The 24521-nt window shown below is 49.2% G+C and carries 24 protein-coding genes; 18 read left to right on the forward strand and 6 right to left on the reverse strand.

All coding sequences use genetic code 11. The annotated features are described in order from the left end of the window. The first annotated feature begins 52 nt into the window (after window positions 1–52). The 3 genes from ACY2RR_RS14675 to ACY2RR_RS14685 all read left to right on the forward strand — a co-directional run bounded on the left by ACY2RR_RS14675 (window position 53) and on the right by ACY2RR_RS14685 (window position 2083). Window positions 53–484 (forward strand): MarR family winged helix-turn-helix transcriptional regulator, encoded by a 432-nt coding sequence (locus ACY2RR_RS14675; protein WP_490108907.1) that lies wholly within the window; start codon window positions 53–55, stop codon window positions 482–484. An 89-nt stretch (window positions 485–573) separates the two neighbouring features. Continuing rightward, window positions 574–1245 carry a glutathione S-transferase family protein gene (locus tag ACY2RR_RS14680; protein WP_490108908.1) on the forward strand — a complete coding sequence of 224 codons (672 nt, stop codon included), beginning with the start codon at window positions 574–576 and terminating at the stop codon, window positions 1243–1245. Between the two features lie 40 nt (window positions 1246–1285). After that, window positions 1286–2083 (forward strand): glutathione S-transferase family protein, encoded by a 798-nt coding sequence (locus ACY2RR_RS14685; RefSeq protein WP_490108909.1) that lies wholly within the window; start codon window positions 1286–1288, stop codon window positions 2081–2083. Between the two features lie 20 nt (window positions 2084–2103). Here ACY2RR_RS14685 and ACY2RR_RS14690 read toward each other — a convergent pair whose 3' ends face one another. The 4 genes from ACY2RR_RS14690 to ACY2RR_RS14705 all read right to left on the reverse strand — a co-directional run bounded on the left by ACY2RR_RS14690 (window position 2104) and on the right by ACY2RR_RS14705 (window position 6310). After that, window positions 2104–2943, reverse strand: coding sequence for a carbohydrate ABC transporter permease (locus tag ACY2RR_RS14690; RefSeq protein WP_490108910.1), 840 nt, complete (start codon window positions 2941–2943; stop codon window positions 2104–2106). Further along, window positions 2940–3812 carry a carbohydrate ABC transporter permease gene (locus tag ACY2RR_RS14695; protein ID WP_490108911.1) on the reverse strand — a complete coding sequence of 291 codons (873 nt, stop codon included), beginning with the start codon at window positions 3810–3812 and terminating at the stop codon, window positions 2940–2942. The genes ACY2RR_RS14690 and ACY2RR_RS14695 overlap by 4 nt, the downstream gene beginning before the upstream one ends. A 160-nt stretch (window positions 3813–3972) precedes the next feature. Continuing rightward, window positions 3973–5265: an ABC transporter substrate-binding protein gene (locus ACY2RR_RS14700; protein ID WP_490108912.1), complete on the reverse strand. Its 1293-nt coding sequence runs from the start codon at window positions 5263–5265 to the stop codon at window positions 3973–3975. Beyond that, window positions 5255–6310: an ABC transporter ATP-binding protein gene (locus ACY2RR_RS14705; protein WP_490108913.1), complete on the reverse strand. Its 1056-nt coding sequence runs from the start codon at window positions 6308–6310 to the stop codon at window positions 5255–5257. Before ACY2RR_RS14705 ends, ACY2RR_RS14700 begins: the two co-directional genes overlap by 11 nt. A gap of 233 nt (window positions 6311–6543) precedes the next feature. Between ACY2RR_RS14705 and ACY2RR_RS14710 the strand changes: the two genes are divergently transcribed. From ACY2RR_RS14710 to ACY2RR_RS14775, 14 genes are all read left to right on the forward strand, one after another. Next, complete coding sequence (locus tag ACY2RR_RS14710) at window positions 6544–7755, forward strand: hypothetical protein (protein ID WP_490108914.1); 1212 nt, start codon at window positions 6544–6546, stop codon at window positions 7753–7755. A gap of 277 nt (window positions 7756–8032) precedes the next feature. After that, complete coding sequence (rsxA, locus tag ACY2RR_RS14715) at window positions 8033–8617, forward strand: electron transport complex subunit RsxA (RefSeq protein ID WP_490109022.1); 585 nt, start codon at window positions 8033–8035, stop codon at window positions 8615–8617. Between the two features lie 35 nt (window positions 8618–8652). Next, the gene (gene rsxB, locus ACY2RR_RS14720) at window positions 8653–9246 is read left to right on the forward strand and encodes an electron transport complex subunit RsxB (protein ID WP_490109023.1); all 594 of its coding nucleotides are present in this window, start codon (window positions 8653–8655) and stop codon (window positions 9244–9246) included. Further along, a complete protein-coding gene (gene rsxC, locus ACY2RR_RS14725) occupies window positions 9243–11495 on the forward strand; it encodes an electron transport complex subunit RsxC (protein WP_490108915.1) in 2253 nt (750 codons plus the stop codon). Before rsxB ends, rsxC begins: the two co-directional genes overlap by 4 nt. Before the next feature lie 9 nt (window positions 11496–11504). Then, a complete protein-coding gene (rsxD, locus tag ACY2RR_RS14730; RefSeq protein WP_490108916.1) occupies window positions 11505–12548 on the forward strand; it encodes an electron transport complex subunit RsxD in 1044 nt (347 codons plus the stop codon). Further along, window positions 12545–13249, forward strand: coding sequence for an electron transport complex subunit RsxG (rsxG, locus tag ACY2RR_RS14735; protein WP_490108917.1), 705 nt, complete (start codon window positions 12545–12547; stop codon window positions 13247–13249). The genes rsxD and rsxG overlap by 4 nt, the downstream gene beginning before the upstream one ends. Continuing rightward, window positions 13242–13946 (forward strand): electron transport complex subunit E, encoded by a 705-nt coding sequence (locus ACY2RR_RS14740; protein WP_490108918.1) that lies wholly within the window; start codon window positions 13242–13244, stop codon window positions 13944–13946. Before rsxG ends, ACY2RR_RS14740 begins: the two co-directional genes overlap by 8 nt. A 52-nt stretch (window positions 13947–13998) precedes the next feature. Next, a complete protein-coding gene (locus tag ACY2RR_RS14745; protein ID WP_490108919.1) occupies window positions 13999–14631 on the forward strand; it encodes a hypothetical protein in 633 nt (210 codons plus the stop codon). A 114-nt stretch (window positions 14632–14745) separates the two neighbouring features. Continuing rightward, window positions 14746–15759, forward strand: coding sequence for a hypothetical protein (locus ACY2RR_RS14750; protein WP_490108920.1), 1014 nt, complete (start codon window positions 14746–14748; stop codon window positions 15757–15759). Continuing rightward, window positions 15759–16757, forward strand: coding sequence for a metallophosphoesterase (locus ACY2RR_RS14755; RefSeq protein ID WP_490108921.1), 999 nt, complete (start codon window positions 15759–15761; stop codon window positions 16755–16757). Before ACY2RR_RS14750 ends, ACY2RR_RS14755 begins: the two co-directional genes overlap by 1 nt. A 63-nt stretch (window positions 16758–16820) precedes the next feature. Next, a complete protein-coding gene (nth, locus tag ACY2RR_RS14760; RefSeq protein WP_490108922.1) occupies window positions 16821–17459 on the forward strand; it encodes an endonuclease III in 639 nt (212 codons plus the stop codon). 431 nt (window positions 17460–17890) lie between these two features. After that, window positions 17891–19078 carry a threonine synthase gene (gene thrC, locus ACY2RR_RS14765; RefSeq protein WP_490108923.1) on the forward strand — a complete coding sequence of 396 codons (1188 nt, stop codon included), beginning with the start codon at window positions 17891–17893 and terminating at the stop codon, window positions 19076–19078. 150 nt (window positions 19079–19228) lie between these two features. Then, window positions 19229–20701, forward strand: a complete 1473-nt coding sequence (locus ACY2RR_RS14770) for a pyridoxal-phosphate dependent enzyme (protein ID WP_490108924.1) — start codon at window positions 19229–19231, stop codon at window positions 20699–20701. Window positions 20702–20807: 106 nt separating this feature from the next. Then, window positions 20808–21686, forward strand: coding sequence for a DMT family transporter (locus ACY2RR_RS14775; RefSeq protein ID WP_490108925.1), 879 nt, complete (start codon window positions 20808–20810; stop codon window positions 21684–21686). Between the two features lie 24 nt (window positions 21687–21710). Here ACY2RR_RS14775 and ACY2RR_RS14780 read toward each other — a convergent pair whose 3' ends face one another. Next, window positions 21711–22139, reverse strand: a complete 429-nt coding sequence (locus ACY2RR_RS14780) for an OsmC family protein (protein ID WP_490108926.1) — start codon at window positions 22137–22139, stop codon at window positions 21711–21713. Window positions 22140–22285: 146 nt separating this feature from the next. Further along, window positions 22286–23509: a threonine/serine exporter family protein gene (locus ACY2RR_RS14785; RefSeq protein WP_490108927.1), complete on the reverse strand. Its 1224-nt coding sequence runs from the start codon at window positions 23507–23509 to the stop codon at window positions 22286–22288. A gap of 172 nt (window positions 23510–23681) precedes the next feature. Between ACY2RR_RS14785 and ACY2RR_RS14790 the strand changes: the two genes are divergently transcribed. Then, on the forward strand, window positions 23682–24515 hold the full coding sequence (locus ACY2RR_RS14790) for a DUF547 domain-containing protein (protein ID WP_490108928.1): 834 nt from the start codon (window positions 23682–23684) through the stop codon (window positions 24513–24515). The last annotated feature ends 6 nt before the right edge of the window (window positions 24516–24521 follow it).

The following is a 24521-nucleotide window of genomic DNA, read 5'->3' on the forward strand; positions in this document are numbered from 1 at the left end:
CGTTAAAATTCGTTTTAAACCTCTCACAGTTGCCTAACTTGATTCCCACCCTATGGCCAATAAAGAACTCCTTGAACATCTGAACCTGACCATCGAACAAAAAGCTCTGGCTATGCTGGTCTGTGTTGCTCAGGAATCCAAGGTTGCCATGGAACGGTTAATCAGTGATTTCGGCATATCAATGCTGCAGCTACAAATCCTCCATGCTCTGGACAGTGCTCCAGACGGCACTCTGACTGTTAACCAGTTGAAATCTGTGATGCTGGACGAAACGCCTAATGTTTCCCGCACCCTTAACAAACTGGTAGATACAGGGCTGGTGATTAAAAAACGCAGCGTGGAAGATCAGCGCGTCGTATATGTGGAAATAACCGACCAAGGACGCACAACCCACCAGCAAGCAGATAAAGCCTTACTGTCGTACAAGCTGCCCCTGAACACAAAAGAGTCTGAGCAACTCTGTAAACTTCTAGCAAAATTCTAACCCTCTTACCTTGCTATTTTTCTTGGGGTTATTTTACATGGAAATATATATCATGATATATATTTCCATGTAATCTATTGGAGTTAACAATGATCACCGTCCACCATCTGGAGAATTCCCAATCCATTCGCATTCTTTGGTTACTAGAAGAACTGCGTGCCGATTACCGGCTACTGCACTACCAACGTGTCGGCCCTCTAACAGTCGCTCCAGAGGAATATAAAAAGCTTCATACCATTGGTACCTCACCGACTGTGACCGATGGCGATTTGGTGCTTCCTGAAACCGGAGCAATTATCGAGTACATACTCGATCAGCATCCCCACTCAAACTTGCGTCCGGCAGCAGGCCATCCACAACGCGCCCGCTACCTGTACTGGATGCACGCCACCCAAGCCAGCTTTATGCCCCTTTTACTGGATGCGCTGATCTTCAAACGTATGGTGTCCAAAGTGCCTTTCTTTATACGCCCGGCCATCAAACTGGTTGTTGAGAAGGTACGTAATGGATTTCTATGGCCACGCTACAACCGTCACCTTGCCTTTATGGAGCAAGAATTAAGTTGCTCAACTTGGTTGTCAGGAGAGGAATTAACTGCAGCTGATATCGTAATGGGTTACTGCCTGGAAGTGGCCGAAGTGCGCACTGGTATTGACAAGAAGTACACGCACATTCATGGATTTTTAAAACGAATGCGTGAACGCCCTGCCTATCAGGCGGCCTTAAAGAAAAGTGGCCCGTTTTGTCCGTTAGCTGAGTAGTTCCCGGAAACAGATTCTTTAAAACAGGTATTAAGAAACAATGGAAATGCTATATCCAACAGAACTGGAGGGTCTGCATCTTTTTTACCATCCAGTATCAGATTGCTCCGGTCGTGTATTACTAACCATGGCCGAGAAGGGGCTGAATCCGAAAAAACACAAAATCAACCTGATGAAAAGCGAACAGTTGAGTGAAGCCTACATTCGCATCAACCCAAAAGGAGAAGTGCCAGCCATCGTTCACAATGGCAAAGCTATGCATGAATCTATTGATATTCTGCACTATCTCGAAGAAACCTTCCCATCACCTTCTCTGGTTCCAAAAGCGACACAACTAAAAGAGGAAATGAACATCTGGTTAGAGGAGGCCAGAAGCTCCCATGAATCAGGCGTAATTAATTATGTTTACTCTCATGGTTACGGCCGCTTGCCTACCCCGAGAGACTGGGAGTTCTATCAAAAACATATCCCTCATCGTACTCGCTTTCATCAGCTGCGACGGCAAAAGAAAGTCGCTTGCAATCCAGCTCAGGCTTTGGAAGTTCTGCATCAGCAGCACCAAAAAATGGAACGAGCCCTTGAAGGGCAGAAGTGGTTGGTAGGCAATAGCTACTCTCTGGCAGATATTGCCTGGTTTGCCAATACCATTCCCCTTAGATTACTGGGTTATTCCTACAAACCGTTTCCCAACACCCAGAAATGGATCAAACGTATAGAGGCCAGACCCGCTTACAGAAACCACTATCGAACAGAGTTTCCTCCGATTCCTTTTTGGTTACTGGGGATTGTAGCCAGAACGGTCACGAGAACTCTCCGAACAACCGGGCAGCGCTCTTAACTATGAGTTGTTCCAGCCGGTTATTTAATTCCTGCTCGCATAAACGACTGTACAAACTGCTTCTGGAAAAGCAGGAATGCTGCCAGTAATGGTGATACAGCTATCAGGGTGCCGGCACAGATGACTGGCCAATCCACACCGGATTCAGGTGCGCCAAAAATGGCCATCCCAACAGTTAATGGTCTACTGGCTTCAGTGTTAGTCACCACCAGCGGCCAGAGAAAATTATTCCAGTGATAGCTGATGGACACCAGAGCATAGGCAAGATAGACCGGCTTGGCCTGCGGCACATACACTTTCCACAACACTTGCAAACGTGAACAGCCTTCTACTCTGGCGGCATCATCCAAAGCCTGTGGAACTGTGGCAAAGGTTTGTCGCAGCAGGAAAATACCAAAGGCACTGGCCATGTAAGGCAGGCCAACCCCAACCCAGGTATCGATCATATTCAGGTTTGCCAGTGTACGGTAATTTTCAACAATCAGAACTTCTGGCATAACCATCAGCTGCATCATTACCAGCGCCATAACCAAGCCTTGCCCTCGGAAAGGAATCCGGGCCAATACATAACCCGCCAATGTGCAGAGTACCAGCTGGCAGCCAAGAATAATCATGGTGATAATCAGGGTATTGAGCATATACCGGGCAAAAGGTGCCTGTTCCCAGGCTGAGTAGAAGTGTTCGAGAGTCAGAGGAGCGAACAAATCAAAACTGGTTGTATACTCTGCGGGGTGAAGTGCTGCCCAGAATGCGAACAGTAACGGCATAAGCCACAAGAAACCGAGAACCCAAGCACAGAGCTTTTCTGCCAGAGACAATTGGTTATCAACTGCTGAGGTATTTATTGCCAAGGCCATCATCGGTAGTGAACCCTCTTATCCAGTACGCCAAACTGCAGCCAGGCCAGCAGCGCTAAAATGATCAGCATTACGGTGGTTAATGTTGCGGCATAAGCTGTGTCGAAAAAGCTGAATGCATTTTCGTAGATATAATAAAGAAGCAAGTTACTGGCATTGTTCGGGCCACCTTTGGTAAGAATGAAAAGGTGATCCACCAGCTTAAAAGCATTGATAAGTGCGTTTATAAAAATAAACAGCGTGGTTGGCATCAGCAGTGGCCAGGTAATACGTTTGAATACCTGCCAGCGGCCCGCATTTTCTATAGCAGCAGCTTCGTAGAGTGAACGATCCAAACCTTGCAGTGCGGCAAGATAGAAGATCATAAAGAAGCCGGCTTCTTTCCAGATGGTCATTGCCATCAGGCTTGGTAAGGCGAAGTCAGGATCTCCCAGCCAGTTGATGCCATCAATACCAAACCAGCCCAGTACATTATTCAGAAGGCCGATTTCTGGTGTGTAAAAGAACAGCCAGATATTAGCCACGGCAATCATTGGCAGAACGGTGGGAGTAAAATACGCCAGTCGTACAATCGCGCGACCTTCCAGTCTGCCGTTTACCCAGATGGCCATAATCAGTGCCAGAGCAATACTGGCCGGAACAGTGACTAGCGCATACCAAAAGTTGTTCCAGAGCACCTGCCAGAAGGTTTCGTCTTCTAACAGAAACTCAAAGTTTTCCATGCCAACGAAGCTGGATGGTTTGCCGCCCATCGGGTTGTTGTAAAAGCTGTGCAACAGGGTTTGCACGGCGGGAATATGGGTAAATGCTGCCAGCATCACGAGGGCCGGTAACAGCAATAACCAGGCGTGGAGTTGCTGGGTTCGATTCATTCTGAAGTTCTGTTTATTACTTTCGGGTGAATGGCGAAACTCTGGCATCTTCTTCCGCTCCAGTGATACATCCCTGTATCAAGTCGCTCTCAGGCCATCCTGGCCTTTGAAGAAGAAACCAGAGTCTCCCTTGCCAGCATCTCTGCCGACGAAACATCAATTAGCGGTAACGCTTGAGAATTCGGTCAGCCTGTTTCTGGGCTGAAGCCAGAGCTTGATCCGCTTCTTTTTCACCAGTCAGTACAGACTGAATCGCATCATCCAGAAGCTTACGAACCCGACCGGCCTGGTGAGTAGAAAGTTCAGCAGTAGCATGCTTAAGCTGATCACGGGCTACAGCGGCAGCTGGGAACTTCTGTACATAGTCGTACAGCTCAGCAATTTTGTAAGCATCTTCGCTCACCCCCATATAACCAGTAGCCTTACTCCAGGACGCCGCCTGTTCAGGTGCAGTCATGTAACGAATCAGTTTCAGAGAAGCGGCTTTCTCTTCTGCAGTGGAGTTTTTGAACACATAGAAGTTACCGCCACCCGTTGGTGAACCCAGTTCCTTCTGTGCAGGCAACATAGCCACGCCGAAGTCGAACTTGGCATTCTTCTTCACTGTGGTCAGGTTACCGGTGGAGTGCCACATCATGGCCGTTTTTCCTTCGAGGAAGTTCTGGCGCAATGTGCCCCATTCAACAGTTCCCTGCGGCATAATCTCGTGCTTGCTGCCCAGGTCTTTCCAGAAGCTCAAAGCTTCAACTACACCGGGGTTGTTGAAATAAGTTTGTGTGCCGTCCTGGTTCATCAACACTTCACCGTTCTGCTTGGTGAGTGCGCCAAACATCCAGTAAGGGTATCCAGTGGAAGGAATCATTGCGCCCCACTGCTGCACTTTGCCACTGGCATCTCGCTTGGTGAGTTTCTGCCCCATGGTCACCAGCTCATCCCAGTTCTTGGGTGGTTGCTCAGGGTTCAGGCCAGCGGCGCGGAAGGCATCTTTGTTGTAATACATAACAATGGTGGAACGCTGGAATGGAATACCCCAGGTTTTACCTTTGGCTTTACCATTCTGCATCAGAGTTGGGTAGAAGCTGCTCAGCCACTGCTTTTCTTCTGGAGTTTTTACCAGATCATCAAAAGCGACAATGGCGTCCTGATCCATCAGTTCGTGCACATCGATAGAAAACATCACGGAGAGCTGAGCTGGCTTGCCACTGTTCAGTGCCGCCAGAGCTTTTACCCGGGCATCGTTGTAGTTACCGGCGTAGATGGCATTTACATCGATATCAGGATTCTGCTTTTCAAACCCTTCAATCATATTGTCCACGACTTTGGTCAGTGGGCCACCAACAGCGACTGGATAGTACATAGTCAGTTCAGTCTGGGCGCTAACAGAGGCCGAGAACCCAATGGCGGCCAGGGCCGCTGTGACAGTGCGGCCAAGCGCTGGCAATTTACGCAGCATAGTGAGTTTCCTTCTTCGTATTTTCGGTGTGTTGTTCTTGCGGAGAATCAGCGGTTAACCGCTGACCACTTGTACGACAGAAACTGTGCTGATCCTGCTCGGCCCAGCTGATTTCGAGAGAACTGCCAAGTTGTAACTGCTGGTGCCCTGTAATTCTCAGCTGCAAACTATGTTCATCCAGTTGCAACTGAATCAGGGTATCTGCACCCAAATAATCACAACCTTTGACAATCGCCCGATGAGAACTTTTTAAACCCGCTCCCGATTGCACCAACTGAATATGTTCTGGCCGAATACCCAGTACATGACTTTGGGTTCGCAACAGGTTCATAGGAGGTGCACCAATAAACTGTGCGACAAATGTTGTTTCTGGCTGGTTATAAAGTTCTTCCGGTCGGCCAATCTGCTCAATACGTCCTTTATTCAGAAGGATGATTCGATCCGCCATGCTCATGGCTTCGGTCTGATCATGGGTGACATAGAGAACAGTCATGCCCAGACGTTGCTGCAACGCTCTAAGCTCTGATCGCATTTCAGCTCGCAATTTGGCATCCAGGTTTGAGAGCGGCTCATCCATCAAACAAAGGCGGGCTTCTGAAACAACAGCACGTGCCAGTGCAACACGTTGGCACTGGCCACCTGAGAGCTGACCGGGTTTCTTATCAAGGTGTGGACCAAGATCCACCAGCTCAATCACAAAATTGAGCCGACGCTTCTGCTCCTCTTTAGAGACCTTTCGCACCTGCAAACCGAATAAGATGTTTTCCCGCACACTTAAATGGGGAAACAGTGCATAGGACTGAAATACCATAGCCAGATCCCGCTTACCGGGTGGCAGGTGGGTTATATCTTTGCCATTGAGATAAATGCTTCCGCTATCTGGAGTTTCCAGACCAGCAATCATGCGTAGTGTTGTCGATTTACCACAGCCGGAGGGGCCAAGAAGGGCAACAAATTCACCGGACTCAACAGTAAAATCAATATCGTCTGCGGCGGGTGGATCACCCCAGGATTTGCGTAATTTCTGAATGCTTAAGCGACTCATAAAAAGACAGCCAGAGAGAAGATTGATCTCTATATTGCTGCGATTTGGTGACACTCAGGTGAAGGAAATGTTTCAGAAATATGACTCTAAGACTTTGGTCTTAGACGAATACGGTAATCAAGTTTGTGTTAGGAATACTAACAACCCTGTCAGTCATTCATGGCAACAGTCGTGTCAGTATCACTAACAGCTAAGGAAAACGGTCTTTACAGGCGAATCAGGAGGGTTCGGATATGTTCATGAAAGCAGCAGTCGATAATGGTTATATCAGCCAAGAGCTGATTCGGAGCTCTGTTCCTGATGCCAGGGATGCTCTGGTCGATGGAATTCTTACAACTCGTCATTATGGCCGTAAAGCTGCACAACATGCCGTATCTGCGCTGTTTCTGGGTTTCCACATTGCGGTAACCGCTTGTTCTGTTGTGAAGCGGATCGGATCTCGGACCTGTAAAGCGATCTCAGCAACCAAAACTAAAACCTACGAATTTGGCCGTAAAGCAACACTCGCCATAGCGCGAAAAATTGATCGTGGCGTTTATGCAACGGTCTACGCACTTTTTGCTTTTCGCCTGGCAACAGCCAAGGTCTGTCATGCAACAGCAACAAACTATCTGCGTGCCAGTTCTGCCGTCTCTCTATTGAGCAAGGCCATCTCCAGTCCGCTGAAGAAACCACTCAATGTTCTGGCAAAGGCTTGGGACACCATTAACCCGGTATCCATTTTGATTCGCCGTGGACCATGGATTATTTCTACCCCCCTGCAGTTTATTCGTGATGAGGCCAATGCTCTTAGCTCAATGCTGATGCATCCCTGGAAGTCCTTCTGGGACTGTGCCAAGTTCATTGCCAAAAGCCCATCAAGAACAGCTCGCCTGCTTCAGGCAGGAGGCCTGACTATAGATCCAACAACCATGTTTATTCTGACCTATGAGAAAGATGTTGAGGACATGGGCAAAGATTTCCGAAGAATGCTTAAAACAGGGCTGGACCCGGTTGCGGGCTGCAATGTGAGCATGGACTTGATCCGTGGTCGCTTCTTTATTGCCATGGTCAAGGCCCTGTTTAATGACTGGACAGAAATGTCAGACATTTCTCAAAGCTATGCCCAAAAGCTATTTGGGAAATCCGCTTTCAGAGTTGGATGCAAAATGACAAAGGAACTTGTGGAAGCTGGAACAGATAAACTGGTTGCCCGACTTGAAGGTAAAACCTTTGAGGAAGTCAGGGAAGAGATTCGCCACAATGCAACTATAGACGCAGCGAATGCTCCTCTGAGTGAAAAGCTTGGCCTGGCCTTTACTCCGGAAGAAGACATCGATCCAGACACCCATGTGGGACTGGGCCAACGCAGAAGGTCAATTCCGCAAAACCTTGGTTCAGAGATGGATTGTAACTGCGACGAGTCATCAGAGAATCAATCAGAAGGCATAGCTGAGAGCTGTTAATTTACCCCTCACCCTTTATAATGCGCCGTCCGGTTACAGTGACTGATTTGTTCAGGGCTCCACAGTAACGGGCGGCAAATTTTGCATCCCGCTTATATACATATTCCCGAAAAGACTTAATCCCATACAAAACCCTAGTTGTATGGAATATTGAGCTCCTGAATAATAGGCACCCACCGGATTACAGACACAATCGCAGTGCCTTGCTTATCGCACTGCCCGGCTGGAGCAAAGAATCCACTCCGCCGCTGCCAGGGTAAAAAGATTTATGGAAACCATGACCGAGCTGTCTCTTATTCTGGTCAGCGCCATACTGGTCAATAATTTTGTATTGGTACAGTTCCTCGGGCTGTGCCCGTTTATGGGTGTCTCCAACCGGCTGGAAACAGCTGTGGGAATGTCACTGGCCACTACCTTTGTATTAACACTGGCATCAATATGCTCCTATATCACCTATCAATACATTCTTGTACCGCTTGGGCTGGAGTTTCTTAAGACTCTCTCCTTTATATTGGTAATCGCGGTAGTCGTGCAGTTCACCGAAATGGCTGTGCGCAAAACCAGCCCGCTGCTTTATCGGGTTCTCGGTGTATTCCTACCGCTGATAACCAGTAACTGTGCCGTGTTGGGTGTGGCTCTGCTGAACAGTAACCGTTTGAACTCTACCTTTATTGATTCTGCCATGTACGGCTTCGGCGCTGCCGCAGGCTTCTCTTTAGTACTGGTGTTGTTTGCGGCTATGCGTGAGCGTATTGCAGTTGCCGATGTACCCACGCCTTTCCGTGGTGCTGCGATTGGTATGGTGACCGCTGGGTTTATGTCTCTGGCCTTTATGGGCTTCACCGGTCTGATCAAGCTGTAAGGAGAGCCGGAAACAGGTTTATGGACTTTTTATCCCTGGAAATTGTGATTTACGCTCTTCTTGCTCTGTTGGCGCTTGCGCTGGTATTTGGGGCAATACTCGGTTTTGCTTCCGAGCGTTTCAAAGTAGAAGGCAACCCTATTGTTGACCAGATCAACGATCTTCTGCCCCAAACCCAGTGTGGCCAGTGTGGCCACCCTGGCTGCAAACCTTATGCAGAAGGCATTGCCAATGGCGAGCCTATTAATAAATGTCCTCCCGGTGGTCAGGCAACCATCAATGCCCTTGCCGACCTGCTGGATATGGAGCCCATGGAACTGGATGACGAACATGGCGAGGAAAAACCTCCCATGGTCGCCTACATCCGGGAAGATGAATGTATCGGCTGCACCAAGTGCATTCAGGCTTGCCCTGTGGATGCCATTCTCGGCGCCGCCAAGCAGATGCACACAGTTATCACCGATGAATGTACTGGCTGCGACCTTTGTGTAGAGCCCTGCCCGGTGGATTGTATTGATATGTTGCCGATTGCAACCACCACCCGTAACTGGCAGTGGTCACTGCCTACACCCACAGAACAGAACACAGCGCAATTGATTGCAACCGATAAACAGGGGGAAGTGGCATGAATGCGATCCCTCTGAGAACAATTCATGATTTTCCGGGTGGCGTACATCCGGAAGAAAATAAACATCAGTCCACCCAGACACCGATTGCAGTACCACCATTACCATCACGACTGGTATTGCCACTGAATCAGCACTCCGGCGCACCTGCACAGGCACTGGTGAATGTGGGTGATCAGGTATTGAAAGGTCAGGTTCTGGCCAAAGCCAGTGGTTTTGTCAGCGCGCCGGTTCATGCGCCAACATCCGGAACAATCACCGCTATTGAAATGCACCCGGTTCCGCACTGGTCAGGGCTGGAAGAAACCTGCCTGATCCTGCAGCCGGATGGAAAAGATCAATGGTGTGAACTTTCACCTGTTGCTGATTACACAACCGCAGAACAGGAAGATCTGGTACAGCGTATACACGACGCAGGCGTTGTTGGCCTGGGTGGCGCAGGTTTCCCCGCAGCAGTAAAAATAGCATCCCGCAAAGCCAGTAAGATTCACACACTGGTTGTGAATGGTGCCGAGTGTGAGCCTTATATTACTGCCGACGATATGCTGATGCGTGAGCAAGCTGAGCAACTGGTGTCCGGCATAGAAATCCTCCAGCACATGTTGTCGCCAGAGCAAGTATTAATCGGCATTGAAGATAATAAGCCTGAAGCTATTGCCGCGATGGAAAAAGCCTGCGCTGGCAAGAAAGGCATTGAAGTCTGCACGGTACCGACTAAATATCCATCCGGTGACGCACAACGTTTGATCTGGCTCCTTACTGGTAAAGAAGTTCCCAGCGATGCCCGCTCCGTGGATATCGGCATTCTCTGCTACAACGTCGGTACGATTGTTGCCGTTCACGATGCCATTATTCATGGCCGCCCACTGATTTCCCGTATTACCACACTGACCGGTTCCGCTCTTGAGCGCCCCGGCAATGTTGAAGTATTGATCGGTACACCGGCAGAACATCTGCTGGTATTTGCCGGTATTAAAGATGATGCGTTTCACACCCTGATTCAGGGTGGCCCGATGATGGGTCACACACTGGAAACCACAGCTGTTCCAGTGATTAAAACCAGCAACTGTTTTATTGCCGGTACGCAGCAGGAGTTCCCAGAAGCGCCTTCGGCACAAGCCTGTATTCGTTGTGGCTTGTGTGCTGATGCTTGCCCAGTTGAGTTGCTACCACAACAGCTGCACTGGTATTCCAAAGCCCAGAACCATGAACAACTCCAGCACCACAACCTGTTTGACTGCATTGAATGTGGCGCCTGCGCCTATGTCTGCCCCAGCGCTATTCCACTGGTGCAGTACTATCGGGCTTCGAAAGATGAAATTCGGGTTCAAAAAGCCAAGAGTGAAAAAGCTGAACGTTCACGGGTTCGCTTTGAACAGCGTCAGGCTCGTCTGGATGCTGCCGCTGCTGAAAAAGAAGCTCGTCGTAAAGCCAATGCAGAGAAGGCTCGCAAGCTGAAAGAAGCCAAGGCCGCCGCTGCGAAAGAGTCTCCAGAAGCGGATAAGCCTGCTAAAGCAGCCGAGGTTGACCCGGTTGCAGCAGCCCTTGAACGGGCAAAAGCCAAGAAAGCGGCCCGTGCCGCCGGAACAGAAGCACCTGCGAAACCCGCTAAACCGCAGCTATCTCCTAAACAGAAAGAACTGAAGATTCAGTTATCTATGTCCAAGGCTCAGCTGAAGAAATCAGAGCGAGCACTGGGACAAGCTGAAGACGGTTCAGAAGAAGCGACCAAACTTAACGACAACATTGCCATGTTGAAGCAACAGGTTGAGAAGCTACAGAAAGAGTTTGATTCTCTGGCTGATGCTGCTCCACAACCTGCTGAAAGCAAAGCTGGGGAAGAAAAACCTGCTAAAGCGAAAAAGCCAGAACTCAGCGCCGATGAGAAAAAACGCAAAATAGAGTTGGCAATGGCGAAAGCCGCTATGAAGAAAACGGAACGCGCTTTGGCTGCCGCACTGGAAAGCAATAGCGAAGACACTGAGCAGCTGAAACAAAAGTTGGCAGAACAGAAGCAGACTCTGGGAAAGCTGGAGCAATCAGCTCCACCTGCGAAACCGAAAAAACCTGCTCTTAGCGATGAAGAAAAGAAGCGCAAGATTGAGCTGGCGATGAAAAAAGCTGCAATTAAGAAAGCTGAAAGAGCTTTAGCTGCAGCGGAAGAATCAGGCAGCGATCAAATTGAAACCCTGCGCCAGACGCTGGAAGACAAGCGTCGTGAGCTGGCTGAAAGCGAAAGTGCGGAGGCGTAAGACAACACTATGGCATTAATTAGACAGACTTCGCCCCATACTCTGGGAAAGAACCAGACCAACCATATTATGCGTTTGGTGATGGTGGCACTGGTTCCAGCTCTGGCCGTGCAAATCGGTTTCTTTGGCTGGGGCGCGCTGGTCAATATTATCTGGTGTTCTCTGATCGCTCTGGGTTCAGAGGCTCTGGTATTAAAACTGCGTAAACGGCCGCTGGCGTTTTACCTGAAAGATGGCAGCGCTCTGGTTACAGCTTGGCTGATAGCGATGGCTATCCCTCCCGGCTCACCCTGGTGGCTCTCCCTGATTGGCGTAAGTTTCGCCATTGTGTTTGGCAAACAGCTTTATGGCGGTATGGGGCAGAACCCTTTTAATCCGGCCATGCTCGCTTATGTACTTCTGCTGATCTCCTTCCCGCTGGAAATGACCAGCTGGTTTTCTCCGCAGGGAGCAGGTATCGAAATCGCCGGTTTCGCTGACTCTCTTCAGGCGATTTTCGCTGGCCACGCCATTGATGGCTGGACAATGGCAACCCCTCTGGATGTTGTGCGGGAAAACAAAAGCCTGACTATTGCTGAACTGTGGCAGGAAAAGCCTCAACTTTCCGGCATGACGGGTACTGGCTGGTTCTGGGTAAACCTTGCCTTTCTGGCTGGCGGCCTGTTTCTGCTGAAACAGAAAGTTATCAGCTGGCATGCCCCTGTAGGAATGTTGGCAGGCCTGAGCGTTATGGCTCTGTTGTTCTGGAATGGTACTGGTTCCGAATCCCACGGTTCCCCCATATTTCACCTGTTCTCCGGCGCGACGATGATGGGCGCGTTCTTTATTGTTACCGACCCGGTCAGTGGCGCAACCTCCAATAAAGGCCGCCTGCTGTTTGGCCTTGGGGTTGGCGTAATCACATATATTATTCGGGCCTGGGGCGGTTACCCTGATGGGGTTGCCTTCGCCACCTTGCTTATGAATATGGCGGCTCCTGCCATCGATTACTGGACTCAGCCCCGCACTTACGGGCACCGTAAACCTAAGCGCGGGATGGCGAAATCAGAATGACCACAGAAACTCCCCCCGTTGAGACTGGCAATGGAACATTCACGGCCATTCGCCGGAACAGCTTAAGCCTTGGGCTGTTTGCTCTGCTGACTGTCGGTCTGGTCTCCCTAACCTGGCTGGTAACCAAAGACCGTATTGCTGATCAGGTGCGTGCCAGTGAAGAGCGAGCGCTGTATCAGGTATTACCAAAGAGCAACTTTGATAACTCTCTGCTGGATACCATCATTTCTCTGCCAGACACAGAACTGCTGGGCCCCATCGCAAATGGCGCAAAAGGTTGGGTGGCCTTTAAAAATGCCCAACCAGCTGCGGTGATTCTGCCAGTGGTGGCTCCAGATGGTTATAACGGCCGCATTCAGTTGCTGGTGTCTGTGAACTATCAAGGCGAACTGACTGGTGTACGGGTTGTATCTCACAAAGAAACCCCCGGACTGGGTGACGGCATTGAAACCCGCGTTTCTGACTGGATTCTCAGTTTTGCGGGTAAGTCATTGTTATACCCCGAAGCCGATGGCTGGGCCGTTGAAAAAGATGGCGGTGATTTTGACCAGTTCACCGGCGCAACCATCACGCCTCGCGCGGTTGTTGGGGCTGTTTATCGGGCATTGGAATACTTCGCCCAAAACCGGGAAGAGTTATTTCAGCGGGGCGAAGCTGTGCTGAATGCCAGCAAGGTTGATCAGGAGAACTCCAATGGCTGACTTTCAACCTCGTGAAATCACGGTTCAGGGTTTATGGAAGAATAACCCGGCGCTGGTTCAGCTGCTTGGCTTGTGCCCTCTGCTGGGTGTTTCCAGCAGCGTGGTCAATGCTCTTGGACTGGGCTTGGCGACTATCGCTGTTCTGGTTTGCTCCAATTTGCTGGTGTCTCTGTTTCGCAACTATGTTCCAGATACTATTCGTCTGCCAGTCTTCGTGATGATTATTGCCTCACTCACCACCTGTGTGGAACTGGTGATGCAGGCTTACACCTATGAACTGTACAAAATTCTTGGCATTTTCATTCCTCTCATAGTGACCAACTGCATTATTCTGGGGCGGGCTGATGCTTTTGCCTCTCGCAATGCTCCTATCCCAGCTGTACTGGATGGTTTGATGATGGGCTTAGGCTTTGCCGGGGTTCTGATTCTGCTTGGCGCTCTGCGGGAACTGGTTGGTCAGGGCACTTTGATGGCTAATATGGACTTCCTGCTCGGCTCTGTAGCGGCTAGCTGGAAGATTACCGTAATCCCTGACTACAAGATGTTCCTGTTCGCCATTCTGCCACCCGGAGCCTTTGTGTTTATGGGGCTGCTGATCGCCGTGAAAAATATCGCTGACAGCAAAATGGAGCAGGCCAGGCTGGCCAACCGGGAAAAACCCTCCAAAGGAACCAAACGGGTTCGGGTCACCGGGTAACCAGCTGCTAATCTGAAGACAATGAATTGGAGACTCCAGGGAAGGAGCAACAATGTCCATTGTCTCAACTGTTCGAGCGGCTGTTGCCGATTCCCTGCGCAGCCATATTAAATCCGCACGTACCAAGTACACCCACCTGAACTGGCTGGTTGAAAAGATCAGCCCTCAGAAACATTTCTGGCCTTCTGACCAGGCATCCACATATCCAAACGGAAAAACCCTTGATGACTGGGATATCGCCCCTGTGCCCCCGAAAAGAAGTCTGTTCCATAAAAAATCCCCGCTGGAAAAGGCAGATATCTGGAAGCACCAATATCTGAAACGCTTTGTCGGTGCTTATGTTTATGATTCAACACTTGTTAACGAGGCAATAGAACAGGTCAACAAAGGTAAACCTTTACGAGCTCTGCTCTTGCTACAGTACTCAATGGAGAGAAAGCAAGAGGCCATTTCTAAAACGCTTATCAGTACTAGTGTTGATGGACTGATTGGCCATGGCAGGGATGAGAAGAAGCACGCTCAGAACCTGGCGACAGAGGAAGCCGGACTTAAAAAACATAAGGAAGATCTCAAGCTCCTTGCCTCTACCTCAGATCGTTACGCTACTTATTCCCGCCCCACAATAGATGACACATTAGAGGCCATAGAACTGGCTTACGGAAAAGCGATGGAGGAAGTCTATTAATTCCACGAATACCAGAAACCCGACCAAACACCAGCCCTGAACCTAACCCACTCCGTCAAATTGCCGATTGATACCCATTGAAGGCGCAAATTTATTCCAGGGTGGAGTTGGCTAATGAAAGTTCTCGATAATATAAGAACCAACATCGCAGATTTTATACACAATCATTCCAGTTCCAGTCGCAGGGCGGGAACCCATTTAAACCGTCTGGTGCAGTTGATTCGTCCTGATCACAGTATTCGAAGTCTTGCCCCACAACTCAATCACAAACCCCGCTTTGTGCCATTAGCCCAGAGGCATGTGGCCCATACCAGAGCAAGCCAGTCTGTACAAATGCTGGAAGCTAAAATTAAAAAAGACCTGGCCAACGAAGCAGACCAGAAAGACCCATCTGTAAGCCACCGCCCAAACCAGCAGAAGATTGGTACTCAGGATGCAATAAAATACGGTTTTAAAATGATTGATAAGGGACAAGCTTATGAGGCTCGTTTATTTCTGGAGGATGTTATGAGCCAGCCTGAAGTTGATCCGGATAAGATTCGTTCAGATATAGAAACAAGGCTGAAAGGTAATACTCAACGGCATCATGGTGAGAATTCACGAGCCATATTTTACGCTGAAATCAAAAATGCTCATGACCATGTCAAAGGTATTCAAGGAAACAATCTCGAAGATACCGCCAACGATAATATTCTTTATATGGAAGACAAACTCGACGAAGCAAAAGAATGGGCAGAGCAAGCCGCGCAGAAAGACCCTGACCTTTTCTTACAGCTCTCCCGTTACAGCAACACCTCTAACCTGACCCGTGAATTACTGCGCCAAACCAGCGGTGGTCATGCTTACCGTACCCGCGTGCTGGCTGAGAAATATCTTTCAAAAGTTCCTGCCGACCAACGGGAACACAGCAAAGAAATTCTTATTGATAAGGTGCGTAATGACTGGGCTTCTAAAAATTACCATACCCAATCTGAGCGGGCTGTGGCTGAGCAGCAAATCCTTATTGCCTTTGAAAAAGTGACCACGGGTAACGATTACCCGGAACTAACCCCAGAGTGGCATGACGCCCACCCCAATCAGGATATCCGGGAATCAAGACTGGCCGAACAACTCGAGGATCTCAGCTAATGAGCAGCCAGCTAAGAGCTGGATTGCTCTGCTATTTCCTGTCCACCCAATTGAATGCGGAAACTGTCAGCCTTGTTGCGCTGGGAGATTTTGGCACAGGAGACTGGCGACAACACGCGGTTTCTGAAGCCATTGGTAAAGTGTGCAGCGAACAGCGCCAGTGCAACCTGGCTGTTGGCCTGGGCGATAATATTTATGATCACGGTGCCACCAGCGAAAATGACCTGAATTTTCTGACCCGGTTTGAAATCCCTTACGCCAACCTTGATATGCCTTTCTATATGACCCTTGGCAATCACGATATTACCCAGATCAAAAACAAAGATAATCTAGATATCAAGCGGGGAGATATTCAGGTTCAGTACCATTACCGGGAAGATCGCATCAGCGAAAAATGGTACATGCCCGCCCGCTATTATCACGCGCCCTACCCCAAAGAATCACCGGATGTAGACTTCCTTTCATTGGACTCGTCTACCGTAGCGGGAGACAACACCTACCAGAAAGAATATGACCAGCAAGAGCAGATGACTGCCCACACCAACTGGCTCAGCAACCTGATGCCCCAGTTAGAAGCCCGTTGGCGCATTGCCTTTGCCCATTACCCATATATTTCTAATGGCCGCCACGGTAATGCTGGAGATTACGACGGGGTTCAAGGGCGGGGACAACTCTGGCAGCAACTTGTTGAAAACAACCTTTGCGATAAAGTTCATCTGCTACTTAGCGGCCATGATCATACTCTGCAGTTTCTCCAGGCAAACAGTCAGTGTGGTCGCACGCTGTTTGTTGTTTCTGGTGCCGCAGGGAAACGTGAAAGTCTGGTAGATGAAGATCGCAACCCGGCATACTGGCAATCAGAAAATACTCTGGGCTTTTTCTGGATTCAGCTCTCTGATAACGAAATGACCATTGAGGCCTGGACTCTCGATCGTGAGAATCAACCGAAAATGGCCTGGCAGAGTAAACACGACTACTTCCCCCTCGATAATCAGTAATCGCCACTGATTCAGGTATACTCGGCTCACAATAACCAAGCCTGCTGTTGTAACGAGCCGAGAATGAACAAGGGAAAACGTCAGGAAATTTTCACCCGCCTGCGGGATGATAATCCCAACCCACAAACTGAATTGGAATACAATTCCCCCTTTGAGCTGCTGATAGCGGTACTCCTGTCTGCACAGGCAACAGATGTGGGCGTCAACAAAGCTACTCGTAAACTTTATCCTGTTGCCAATACTCCACAGGCGATTCTCGATCTGGGTCTAGATGGCCTGAAAAGCTATATAAAAACCATCGGCCTGTTTAATACCAAAGCTGAAAATGTGATGAAAACCTGCACCATGCTGGTTGAGAAGCACGGTGGTGAAATCCCTGAAACCCGTGAAGAGCTGGAAGCCTTACCTGGTGTTGGGCGCAAGACAGCAAACGTGGTTTTAAATACCGCCTTTCGCCAGATTGCTATGGCTGTTGATACCCATATTTTCCGGGTATCCAACCGTACTGGCATAGCTCCCGGAAAAAATGTTCTGGAAGTGGAAAAACGATTAATCCGGTTGGTGCCCAAAGAATTTCTGCTGGATGCCCATCACTGGCTGATTTTACATGGCCGTTATGTGTGCAAAGCCAGAAAACCTCAATGCGGCTCCTGTCGGATTGAAGATTTGTGTGAGTTTAAAGATAAAGACAGATACATTTGATGTTTTGAGACTCTAATAATCGGGAGCCAATGTGTTCCCTTTTTGTTTAACTGTGACTTCACCGCCACTCAAATTCAGAGCACATCACACGGTATAGCCAGCAATTATTTATCTACGTTGATAGAAGTACACTCTTCTTTACCAAGCTCAACTTCAATAGCCTTTAAACACTCCAACAGCTAGGCAACAGAGCACACTAGTAATTATTTCCTAGCCTCCATGCCTGAAACTCTCAAACACCGACATTCGTCAAAGTTTGCCCCTTCCCAGTCCATAAACTGAGCCCATCCCAGCTGGCATCTTCAGTTAACAGCAGTCTGCGTTCTGCCCGCAGAGACTCGATAAAGCTAAATGCCGGCAATACAAAAAATGATCAATAGAAAATCACGGCTGCAACGCTCCGCTGTCAGTAGCCGTACAAAGGTCTGATCTTGAAAGCCAGCTATATCTGTACCGACTGTGGTCAACGCTATGATATTTCCCCTGAGTTGATGGTCTGCCCATCCTGTTCTTCCAGCCAAACATCCGATGAGCCTTTGAAAGGTATTCTGGAAGTGGTTTACCAGGATCAAATACTCGGTGAGAACTGGTCACTGTTCGATATGCTGCCGGTACCCGCAGAACACTTTGCTTCCATTCCTGTTGGTAACACCCCTCTCTGGCAGCCTGCCAACCTTCGCAAAGAACTGGATCTTCCCAATCTTTATGTAAAAGATGGCGGTGCCAATCCAACGGCATCGTTCAAAGACCGTGCATCCTGGCTGGTCTCCGCTTTTGCCAAGCAGCACGGTGTGAATGACATCGTTCTAGCCTCTACTGGCAACGCCGGTTCTTCCATGGCAGGTATTGGCGCCGCTGCTGGCCAGCGTATTACTCTGTTCCTGCCTGCCGCGGCTCCTGTTGCAAAACTGATTCAGGGTCAGCAATACGGCGCTCGTCTGGTACTGGTTGATGGAAATTACGATCAGGCCTTTGCCATGGCTATGGAGTACTGCCAGAAGTTTGGTGGCATGAATCGCAACACCGCCTTCAATCCTATGACGATTGAAGGGAAGAAAACCGTTTCACTGGAACTGTTCAAACAACTGAAAGACAACCCTGACCATGTATTTGTCTCCTGTGGTGATGGTTGCATTCTCAGCGGCGTCTACAAAGGCTTTAAGGATCTGTACCAGGCTGGTGTAATTGAAAAAGTACCAACGATCTGGGCAATCCAGTCTGAAAACAGCGATACCCTGACCCGCGCCTTTAACCACCCAGAGCACAAGTTTGAAGCCAAGCCTGCCTCAACTCTTGCGGATTCTATTTCTGTAGATATGCCTGCCAGTGGTTACCACGCTCTGAAGCAACTGAAAGAATTCGGTGGCCGCTGCATCACCGTATCAGACAGCGACATTCTCAAAGCCCAGAAAAAACTTTCTGAAACCTCTGGCTTGTTCAGTGAACCTGCCGGTGCTACAGCATTTGCTGGCCTGCTGGCAGTCAGAGATCAAATAAATACTAACGACAAGGTTGTTGTACTAACCACCGGTCATGGCTTGAAAGATCCCAAAACAGCAGCAAGTGGCTGCCCGGATCTGCCAAAACCTATTTCGTCTCTGGATGAATTGGCGGTGTAAGCAACCGCCCGTAATCCGGTCTTTAAAGACAGCTTCGGTGAACTCCCCCGAAGCTCCTCATAAAAAACAGGAACAGGTTGGGTCGATGTCACGCAAGTCGGCAGGCCTGTCCAGACCGAACTTTTAATTTTTGTCCCCGGGGAGGGGAATATGAAAACTATCGACCTGACCATTAACCAGAAGCAACTGGAAGCATCTGCCCGCTATTGCCGTGAAAAAGGCATCACCTTGCCAACTTTCAAGATGATGCGTGATCCGGAGCAGCACGTTCCTCAGAACATCAAAGACGGTCTGCAGGATATCGGCCGCAACGACCTGAACCCACTGAACCTGTACCGTATCACTTGGCGCAACGAGCAGAAGGAAAAAGGCGGCCTGTATGGTGACGTGAACCATCTGGTTCTGCCACCAGAACTGACTGGCTGTAAGGCGACTATCGTGGTTCTGTGTGGTGAGTTCTTCCCTACCGGCGCACACAAGGTTGGTGCAAGCTTCGGCTGTCTGGCTCCACGTCTGGTAACGGGTCAGTTCAACCCTGAGCAAACCAAAGCTGTATGGCCTTCCACCGGTAACTACTGCCGTGGTGGTGCGTATATTTCCAACCTGATGGCCTGTCAGTCTATCGCTATCCTGCCAGAAGGTATGTCAAAAGAGCGTTTCGAATGGCTGGCCAAAGTTGCCGGTGAAACCATCGCGACTCCTGGCTGCGAATCCAACGTTAAAGAGATCTTCGACAAGTGCTGGGAGCTGAAGCGTTCCGGTCAGGACCTGATGATCTTCAACCAGTTCGAAGAACTGGGTAACCCAACCTGGCACTACAACGTAACAGGTCCTTCTGCTGAAGCGGCTATCAAGCCTCTGCTGGATCAAGGCATGCAGTTGGCTGGCTACGTTTCCAGTTCAGGTTCCGGCGGCACACTGGCTGGCGGTTACTACCTGAAGGATAAGTTCCCTAAATCCAAGCTGGTTGTAGCTGAAGCCCTGCAATGCCCAACTATCGTGAACAATGGTTACGGCGACCACCGTATCGAAGGTATCGGCGACAAGCACATCCCATGGATTCATGACTGCCGCAACATGGACGCTGGCGTGGCTGTAGACGACGAAATTCCAGTACGTCTGCTGCGTCTGTTCAACGAGCCTCAAGGCCGTGAACTACTGAAAGCCCAGGGCGTTGACCCTCAGCTGATTGAAAAGCTGAGCCTGCTGGGTATTTCTGGTATTGCCAACGTTGTGGCCGCTATCAAGTTTGCCAAGCACCAGGAAATGGATGAGAAGCAGGTTCTGGTGACTATCGGCACTGACTCTCTGAAGATGTACGGCTCCCGCTTGTCTGAAATGACTGAAGAGCGTGGTGCGTACAATGAGTTCCAGGCACACCGTGATGCCGATCTGCTGGAAAATGTGGGTATCGATTTCGTTAAGGAAATGGGTTACTGGGACAAGAAGTCTGTGCACAACCTGAAGTACTACACATGGGTTGAGCAGCAGGAGCGTGATGTGAAGGAACTGAATGCCCAGTGGACTGATCATGACAACTACTGGCAGGGCACCTTCGCCATGGCCGAACAGATGGATGACCTGATTGAGCAGTTTAACGATATGGTTGGTCTGAACCGCTAATCCAATCGTTCAATACTGAAAAATAAAGCTGCCCTGTAAAACCACGCCCTGACACTGTTACAGTGTCGGGGCGTTTCAGTCATTTGAACTCAATACATGGTGCTGTTTGGATAATCTTCGTGGAAGCCTGTTTATGGCGCTGGCTATGGCCTGTTTTGCCATAGAGGACATGTTTATCAAAGCGGCTGCCAGCTCTGCATCGCTCGGGCTGGTTATGACGTTGTTTGGTCTGGGCGGAACCGCTGTTTTTATTATCTGGACTCGGTTATCCCACGAACAGATTCTGCACCCTGCCCTGCAATCGAAGCCAATTCTTGTTCGCGCCAGTTGTGAGCTGACGGGAAGGTTAACCTTTGCCCTCGCAATTACTTTAACGCCTCTTTCCAGCGCTTCGGCAATTCTACAGGCCGCCCCATTAGTCGTGGTGTTAGGTGCCGCTATGTTCTTTAACGAACATGTTGGCCTGAAAAGATGGACAGCTGTTTTCATTGGCTTTCTGGGTGTACTGATGATTCTTCGCCCAGGACTGGAAGGTTTTGATTTTTATGCGTTGTTTGCCGTAGTTGCCACCCTTGGTTTTGCCGGGCGTGATCTCGCCACCCGTGCAGCACCACCGGTACTGTCTAACCGACAGCTAGGAGTTTATGGATTCTTTATTCTGATACCAACCGGGCTGATTATTATGGCCTTCAGCTCTTCACCGGTGAACATTCAACTTCTGTCCGGCGCACAAACATTGGCGGCCACAGTTTTTGGTGTCATTGCCTACTACGCCTTGACCATTGCCATGAGAACCGGGGAAATTTCTGTGGTGTCTCCGTTCCGCTATACCCGATTATTGTTTGCTTTAGCATTAGGCATGCTGGTATTCGGTGAAACTATTGATGCCCTCACCTTAATTGGCAGTGCAGTTGTAGTGATCAGTGGGGGATATATTCTTATTCAAAGCCAGCGGATACAACGCTCCCCAATAAATAAAACCTGAGGAGCATTCAAAGGTGATTGAGTATCAAGCCTGGTGGAAGGTGTAATCGGAAGTCACTTCCACGCCAGCCTTAATCAGCATAATAGATACTGTGCAGTATTTTTCGAAAGTCAACTTCAGTGCTTTTTCAATCTGCTTGTCAGAAATATCTTCACCATAAATATCAAAGTGCATGTGAATCTTGGTGAAAACAGCAGGCTCGGAATCAGCGCGCTCGCATGTCAGCTCTACCTTGCAATTTTTAATATTCTGGCGAGCCTGACGCAGGATCATAGTCACATCCATACCAGCACAGGTACCAGTAGCACCGAGAACCGCTTCCATTGGGGTCATGGAAACACCATCACCACCGGCGCGGCCTGGCGCATCCATTACAAACTCGTGATTCTCGTCGCCAGTACCTACCTGGCCTTTAAAGTTGTAGTCACCGTTCCATTGCAGTGTGGCTTTCATAAATGCTCCTTGGTTAGAGCGGAAAACCATAATCACTCGTGATTCAACGAATGTTGATGGACATCAACAAAACACAACAGCCGATAACAAATACAACAATGCCTGCTTAAACAACAGGCATTGCTGAATCGTTATCAAGAAAACACTTAGAGTGTTTTACGGGAGGGGAAAATCATATTGGCAAAAATCAAACCGGCCAGAATCGACATAAAGATCAGAAACGCCTGGGCACTGACCTGGGGCATATTCATAAAGGCACTGCCTGTTACTTCCTGATTCAAGCCAATGTAAGCTTTACTCCCCGGTACCAGCAAAACCACACCGTGCAGCAAAACAACCAGAGATGGTGTATTGGAAATCCGGGAATAAATGTTGCTGTACAGACCAACAATTAACGCGCCCACAAACGGGCCAACATTATCACCCAGATAACTTGCACCGATCACGCTGCCCAAGTAAGCGACCACGGCAGAGAGAATCCCCCAGGGAATATCCCTCAACCGGTTTCGGAACACCACAATCAAGGTCATGGATAACAGAGGGATGGTGAACCACAGAGTCCAATCCGGCACCGCTGGTCCAATTGCTATAGAGTCATGTGGCACGAACATTCCCATCATGGCTGTGCCCAACACAGAACCAAAGTAGAGTTTGCAGAGGCACATCAGGCTATCCATCAACCGCGTGGTGCCTGATAGAAGATGCCGCGCCGCCAGATCTTTCAAAGCCATGGTGATCGAAAGGCCAGGAATAAACACAATAATGCCGGAGAGAATCACCAGCGGAATATTCACCCCCGGTACAAAGTACGCCATCAGGCTGGCACAGATAGCAGAAACAATGGCTGCCAAAGGTTCCAGCACTTCGCCCCGGCGCTCGGAACCTTCCACCCAGCACAGCAAGGCAAAGATCACCAATCCGGTAATGAAGGAAACTCCAGCATCCTGCCAGCTCCCCCCAACCAGCATGGCAAAGGCACCACTGGTAACACCAAAGGCCAGCAAGGTAGAAAACATGCCAAACGTTGCGGGGCGGCTATGAATCTGCTCCAGACGTTCCAACGCTTCTTCTACAGAACAATCACCGGAAACAACTTCATCCACCAGCTGATCAGTCACCGCCAAAGAACCAAGATCCAGGTCACCGGGACGCACTCGAATATGATAATTATGTTTCTTTGGATACTCCGGATCCCACAGAACAATAGTGAACAATGTGGGAGACACTATAAAATAGCCTTCAAGGTCGAGGCTCTGGCACACGTTGTGTAAATGAGCCTCAAGCCTAAAGGCCGGGGTACCAAATTTATGCAGGGCTTTACCAAGCTCAATAATGAAATTGCGCCGCTGACGATAGCTCTCACGATCCATCGAAAACTTCCGGAAATAGGGGGTGAACGATAAAAGATCGGCGGATGGTACAGGAATGATTCCAGCGGGGTTACACCGGTTTTCAACTATTAAGATTGTGAAAAACGCTGAATCCAAAGAAGGCTTATTTCAGTAAGAGAAAAACAGAGAATAATTCTTTCCGGAGCAGGTTATGCGAAAACAAGTTCTGAATTTGAGGCTAATTTTTTTATCGTTTTTTTTCACACTGTCTCTTGTGTCGGCAGGTCACGCAGCTCCGTCCGCAGAATACTGGCCAAAATGGGATAAAAGTGATGAACGAAATTCCCAGGAAATAGACCACCAGCTATGGGACAGTTTTCTGAAAACCTATATTCAGGAAGATATGACCGGCACCATGTACCGGGTGAAATACAAAGAAGTTACCGAAAAAGATAAGCAGATGCTGAAGTTTTACCTCAGCCAGATGCAGTCCCTCGATCCAAGAACTTATAACAAAGATGAACAGTTTGCTTACTGGGTGAACCTTTATAACGCTCTTACTGTGCGTTTGATTCTTGATAACTACCCCGTGAAATCCATTCGCAAGGTCGGCAGCTGGCTGGGATTTGGCCCCTGGGATAATGATATTGCCGAAGTGGCTGGTCAAGAACTGACCCTGAACGATATTGAGCACCGAATCCTGCGCCCTATCTGGAAAGATGCCCGTATTCACTACGCCGTAAACTGTGCCAGCGTAGGTTGCCCGGATCTGTTCCCACAGGCCTGGACGGGAAAGAACAAGGAGCAGATGCTGGAGCTGGCAGCTCGTCGCTATGCCCAACAATCAAAAGGTTTTGAGATCAGAGGTGAAGTCCTGTTTCTCTCCAGTATCTATGACTGGTACGGTTCTGACTTTGGCTCCATGGAGCAGCTCAGAGAACACCTGGAAAAATACGCGCCAGCCGATAAGGCTTCTGACCTGAAAAACTTCAGGGGCGCTGTTGAATACCGCTATGACTGGAATCTCAACCAATTCATAAAATAGTGCCAT

Source organism: Parendozoicomonas sp. 2304DJ65-17, from assembly GCF_058148445.1.

Bases quoted from the DNA above. Each gene is read 5' to 3' on its own strand.
- ACY2RR_RS14675 (WP_490108907.1), top strand. From the start codon at position 53: ATGGCCAATAAAGAACTCCTTGAACATCTGAACCTGACCATCGAACAA.
- ACY2RR_RS14680 (WP_490108908.1), top strand. From the start codon at position 574: ATGATCACCGTCCACCATCTGGAGAATTCCCAATCCATTCGCATTCTT.
- ACY2RR_RS14685 (WP_490108909.1), top strand. From the start codon at position 1,286: ATGGAAATGCTATATCCAACAGAACTGGAGGGTCTGCATCTTTTTTAC.
- ACY2RR_RS14690 (WP_490108910.1), bottom strand. From the start codon at position 2,943: ATGATGGCCTTGGCAATAAATACCTCAGCAGTTGATAACCAATTGTCT.
- ACY2RR_RS14695 (WP_490108911.1), bottom strand. From the start codon at position 3,812: ATGAATCGAACCCAGCAACTCCACGCCTGGTTATTGCTGTTACCGGCC.
- ACY2RR_RS14700 (WP_490108912.1), bottom strand. From the start codon at position 5,265: ATGCTGCGTAAATTGCCAGCGCTTGGCCGCACTGTCACAGCGGCCCTG.
- ACY2RR_RS14705 (WP_490108913.1), bottom strand. From the start codon at position 6,310: ATGAGTCGCTTAAGCATTCAGAAATTACGCAAATCCTGGGGTGATCCA.
- ACY2RR_RS14710 (WP_490108914.1), top strand. From the start codon at position 6,544: ATGTTCATGAAAGCAGCAGTCGATAATGGTTATATCAGCCAAGAGCTG.
- rsxA (WP_490109022.1), top strand. From the start codon at position 8,033: ATGACCGAGCTGTCTCTTATTCTGGTCAGCGCCATACTGGTCAATAAT.
- rsxC (WP_490108915.1), top strand. From the start codon at position 9,243: ATGAATGCGATCCCTCTGAGAACAATTCATGATTTTCCGGGTGGCGTA.
- rsxD (WP_490108916.1), top strand. From the start codon at position 11,505: ATGGCATTAATTAGACAGACTTCGCCCCATACTCTGGGAAAGAACCAG.
- rsxG (WP_490108917.1), top strand. From the start codon at position 12,545: ATGACCACAGAAACTCCCCCCGTTGAGACTGGCAATGGAACATTCACG.
- ACY2RR_RS14740 (WP_490108918.1), top strand. From the start codon at position 13,242: ATGGCTGACTTTCAACCTCGTGAAATCACGGTTCAGGGTTTATGGAAG.
- ACY2RR_RS14745 (WP_490108919.1), top strand. From the start codon at position 13,999: ATGTCCATTGTCTCAACTGTTCGAGCGGCTGTTGCCGATTCCCTGCGC.
- ACY2RR_RS14750 (WP_490108920.1), top strand. From the start codon at position 14,746: ATGAAAGTTCTCGATAATATAAGAACCAACATCGCAGATTTTATACAC.
- ACY2RR_RS14755 (WP_490108921.1), top strand. From the start codon at position 15,759: ATGAGCAGCCAGCTAAGAGCTGGATTGCTCTGCTATTTCCTGTCCACC.
- nth (WP_490108922.1), top strand. From the start codon at position 16,821: ATGAACAAGGGAAAACGTCAGGAAATTTTCACCCGCCTGCGGGATGAT.
- ACY2RR_RS14770 (WP_490108924.1), top strand. From the start codon at position 19,229: ATGAAAACTATCGACCTGACCATTAACCAGAAGCAACTGGAAGCATCT.
- ACY2RR_RS14780 (WP_490108926.1), bottom strand. From the start codon at position 22,139: ATGAAAGCCACACTGCAATGGAACGGTGACTACAACTTTAAAGGCCAG.
- ACY2RR_RS14785 (WP_490108927.1), bottom strand. From the start codon at position 23,509: ATGGATCGTGAGAGCTATCGTCAGCGGCGCAATTTCATTATTGAGCTT.
- ACY2RR_RS14790 (WP_490108928.1), top strand. From the start codon at position 23,682: ATGCGAAAACAAGTTCTGAATTTGAGGCTAATTTTTTTATCGTTTTTT.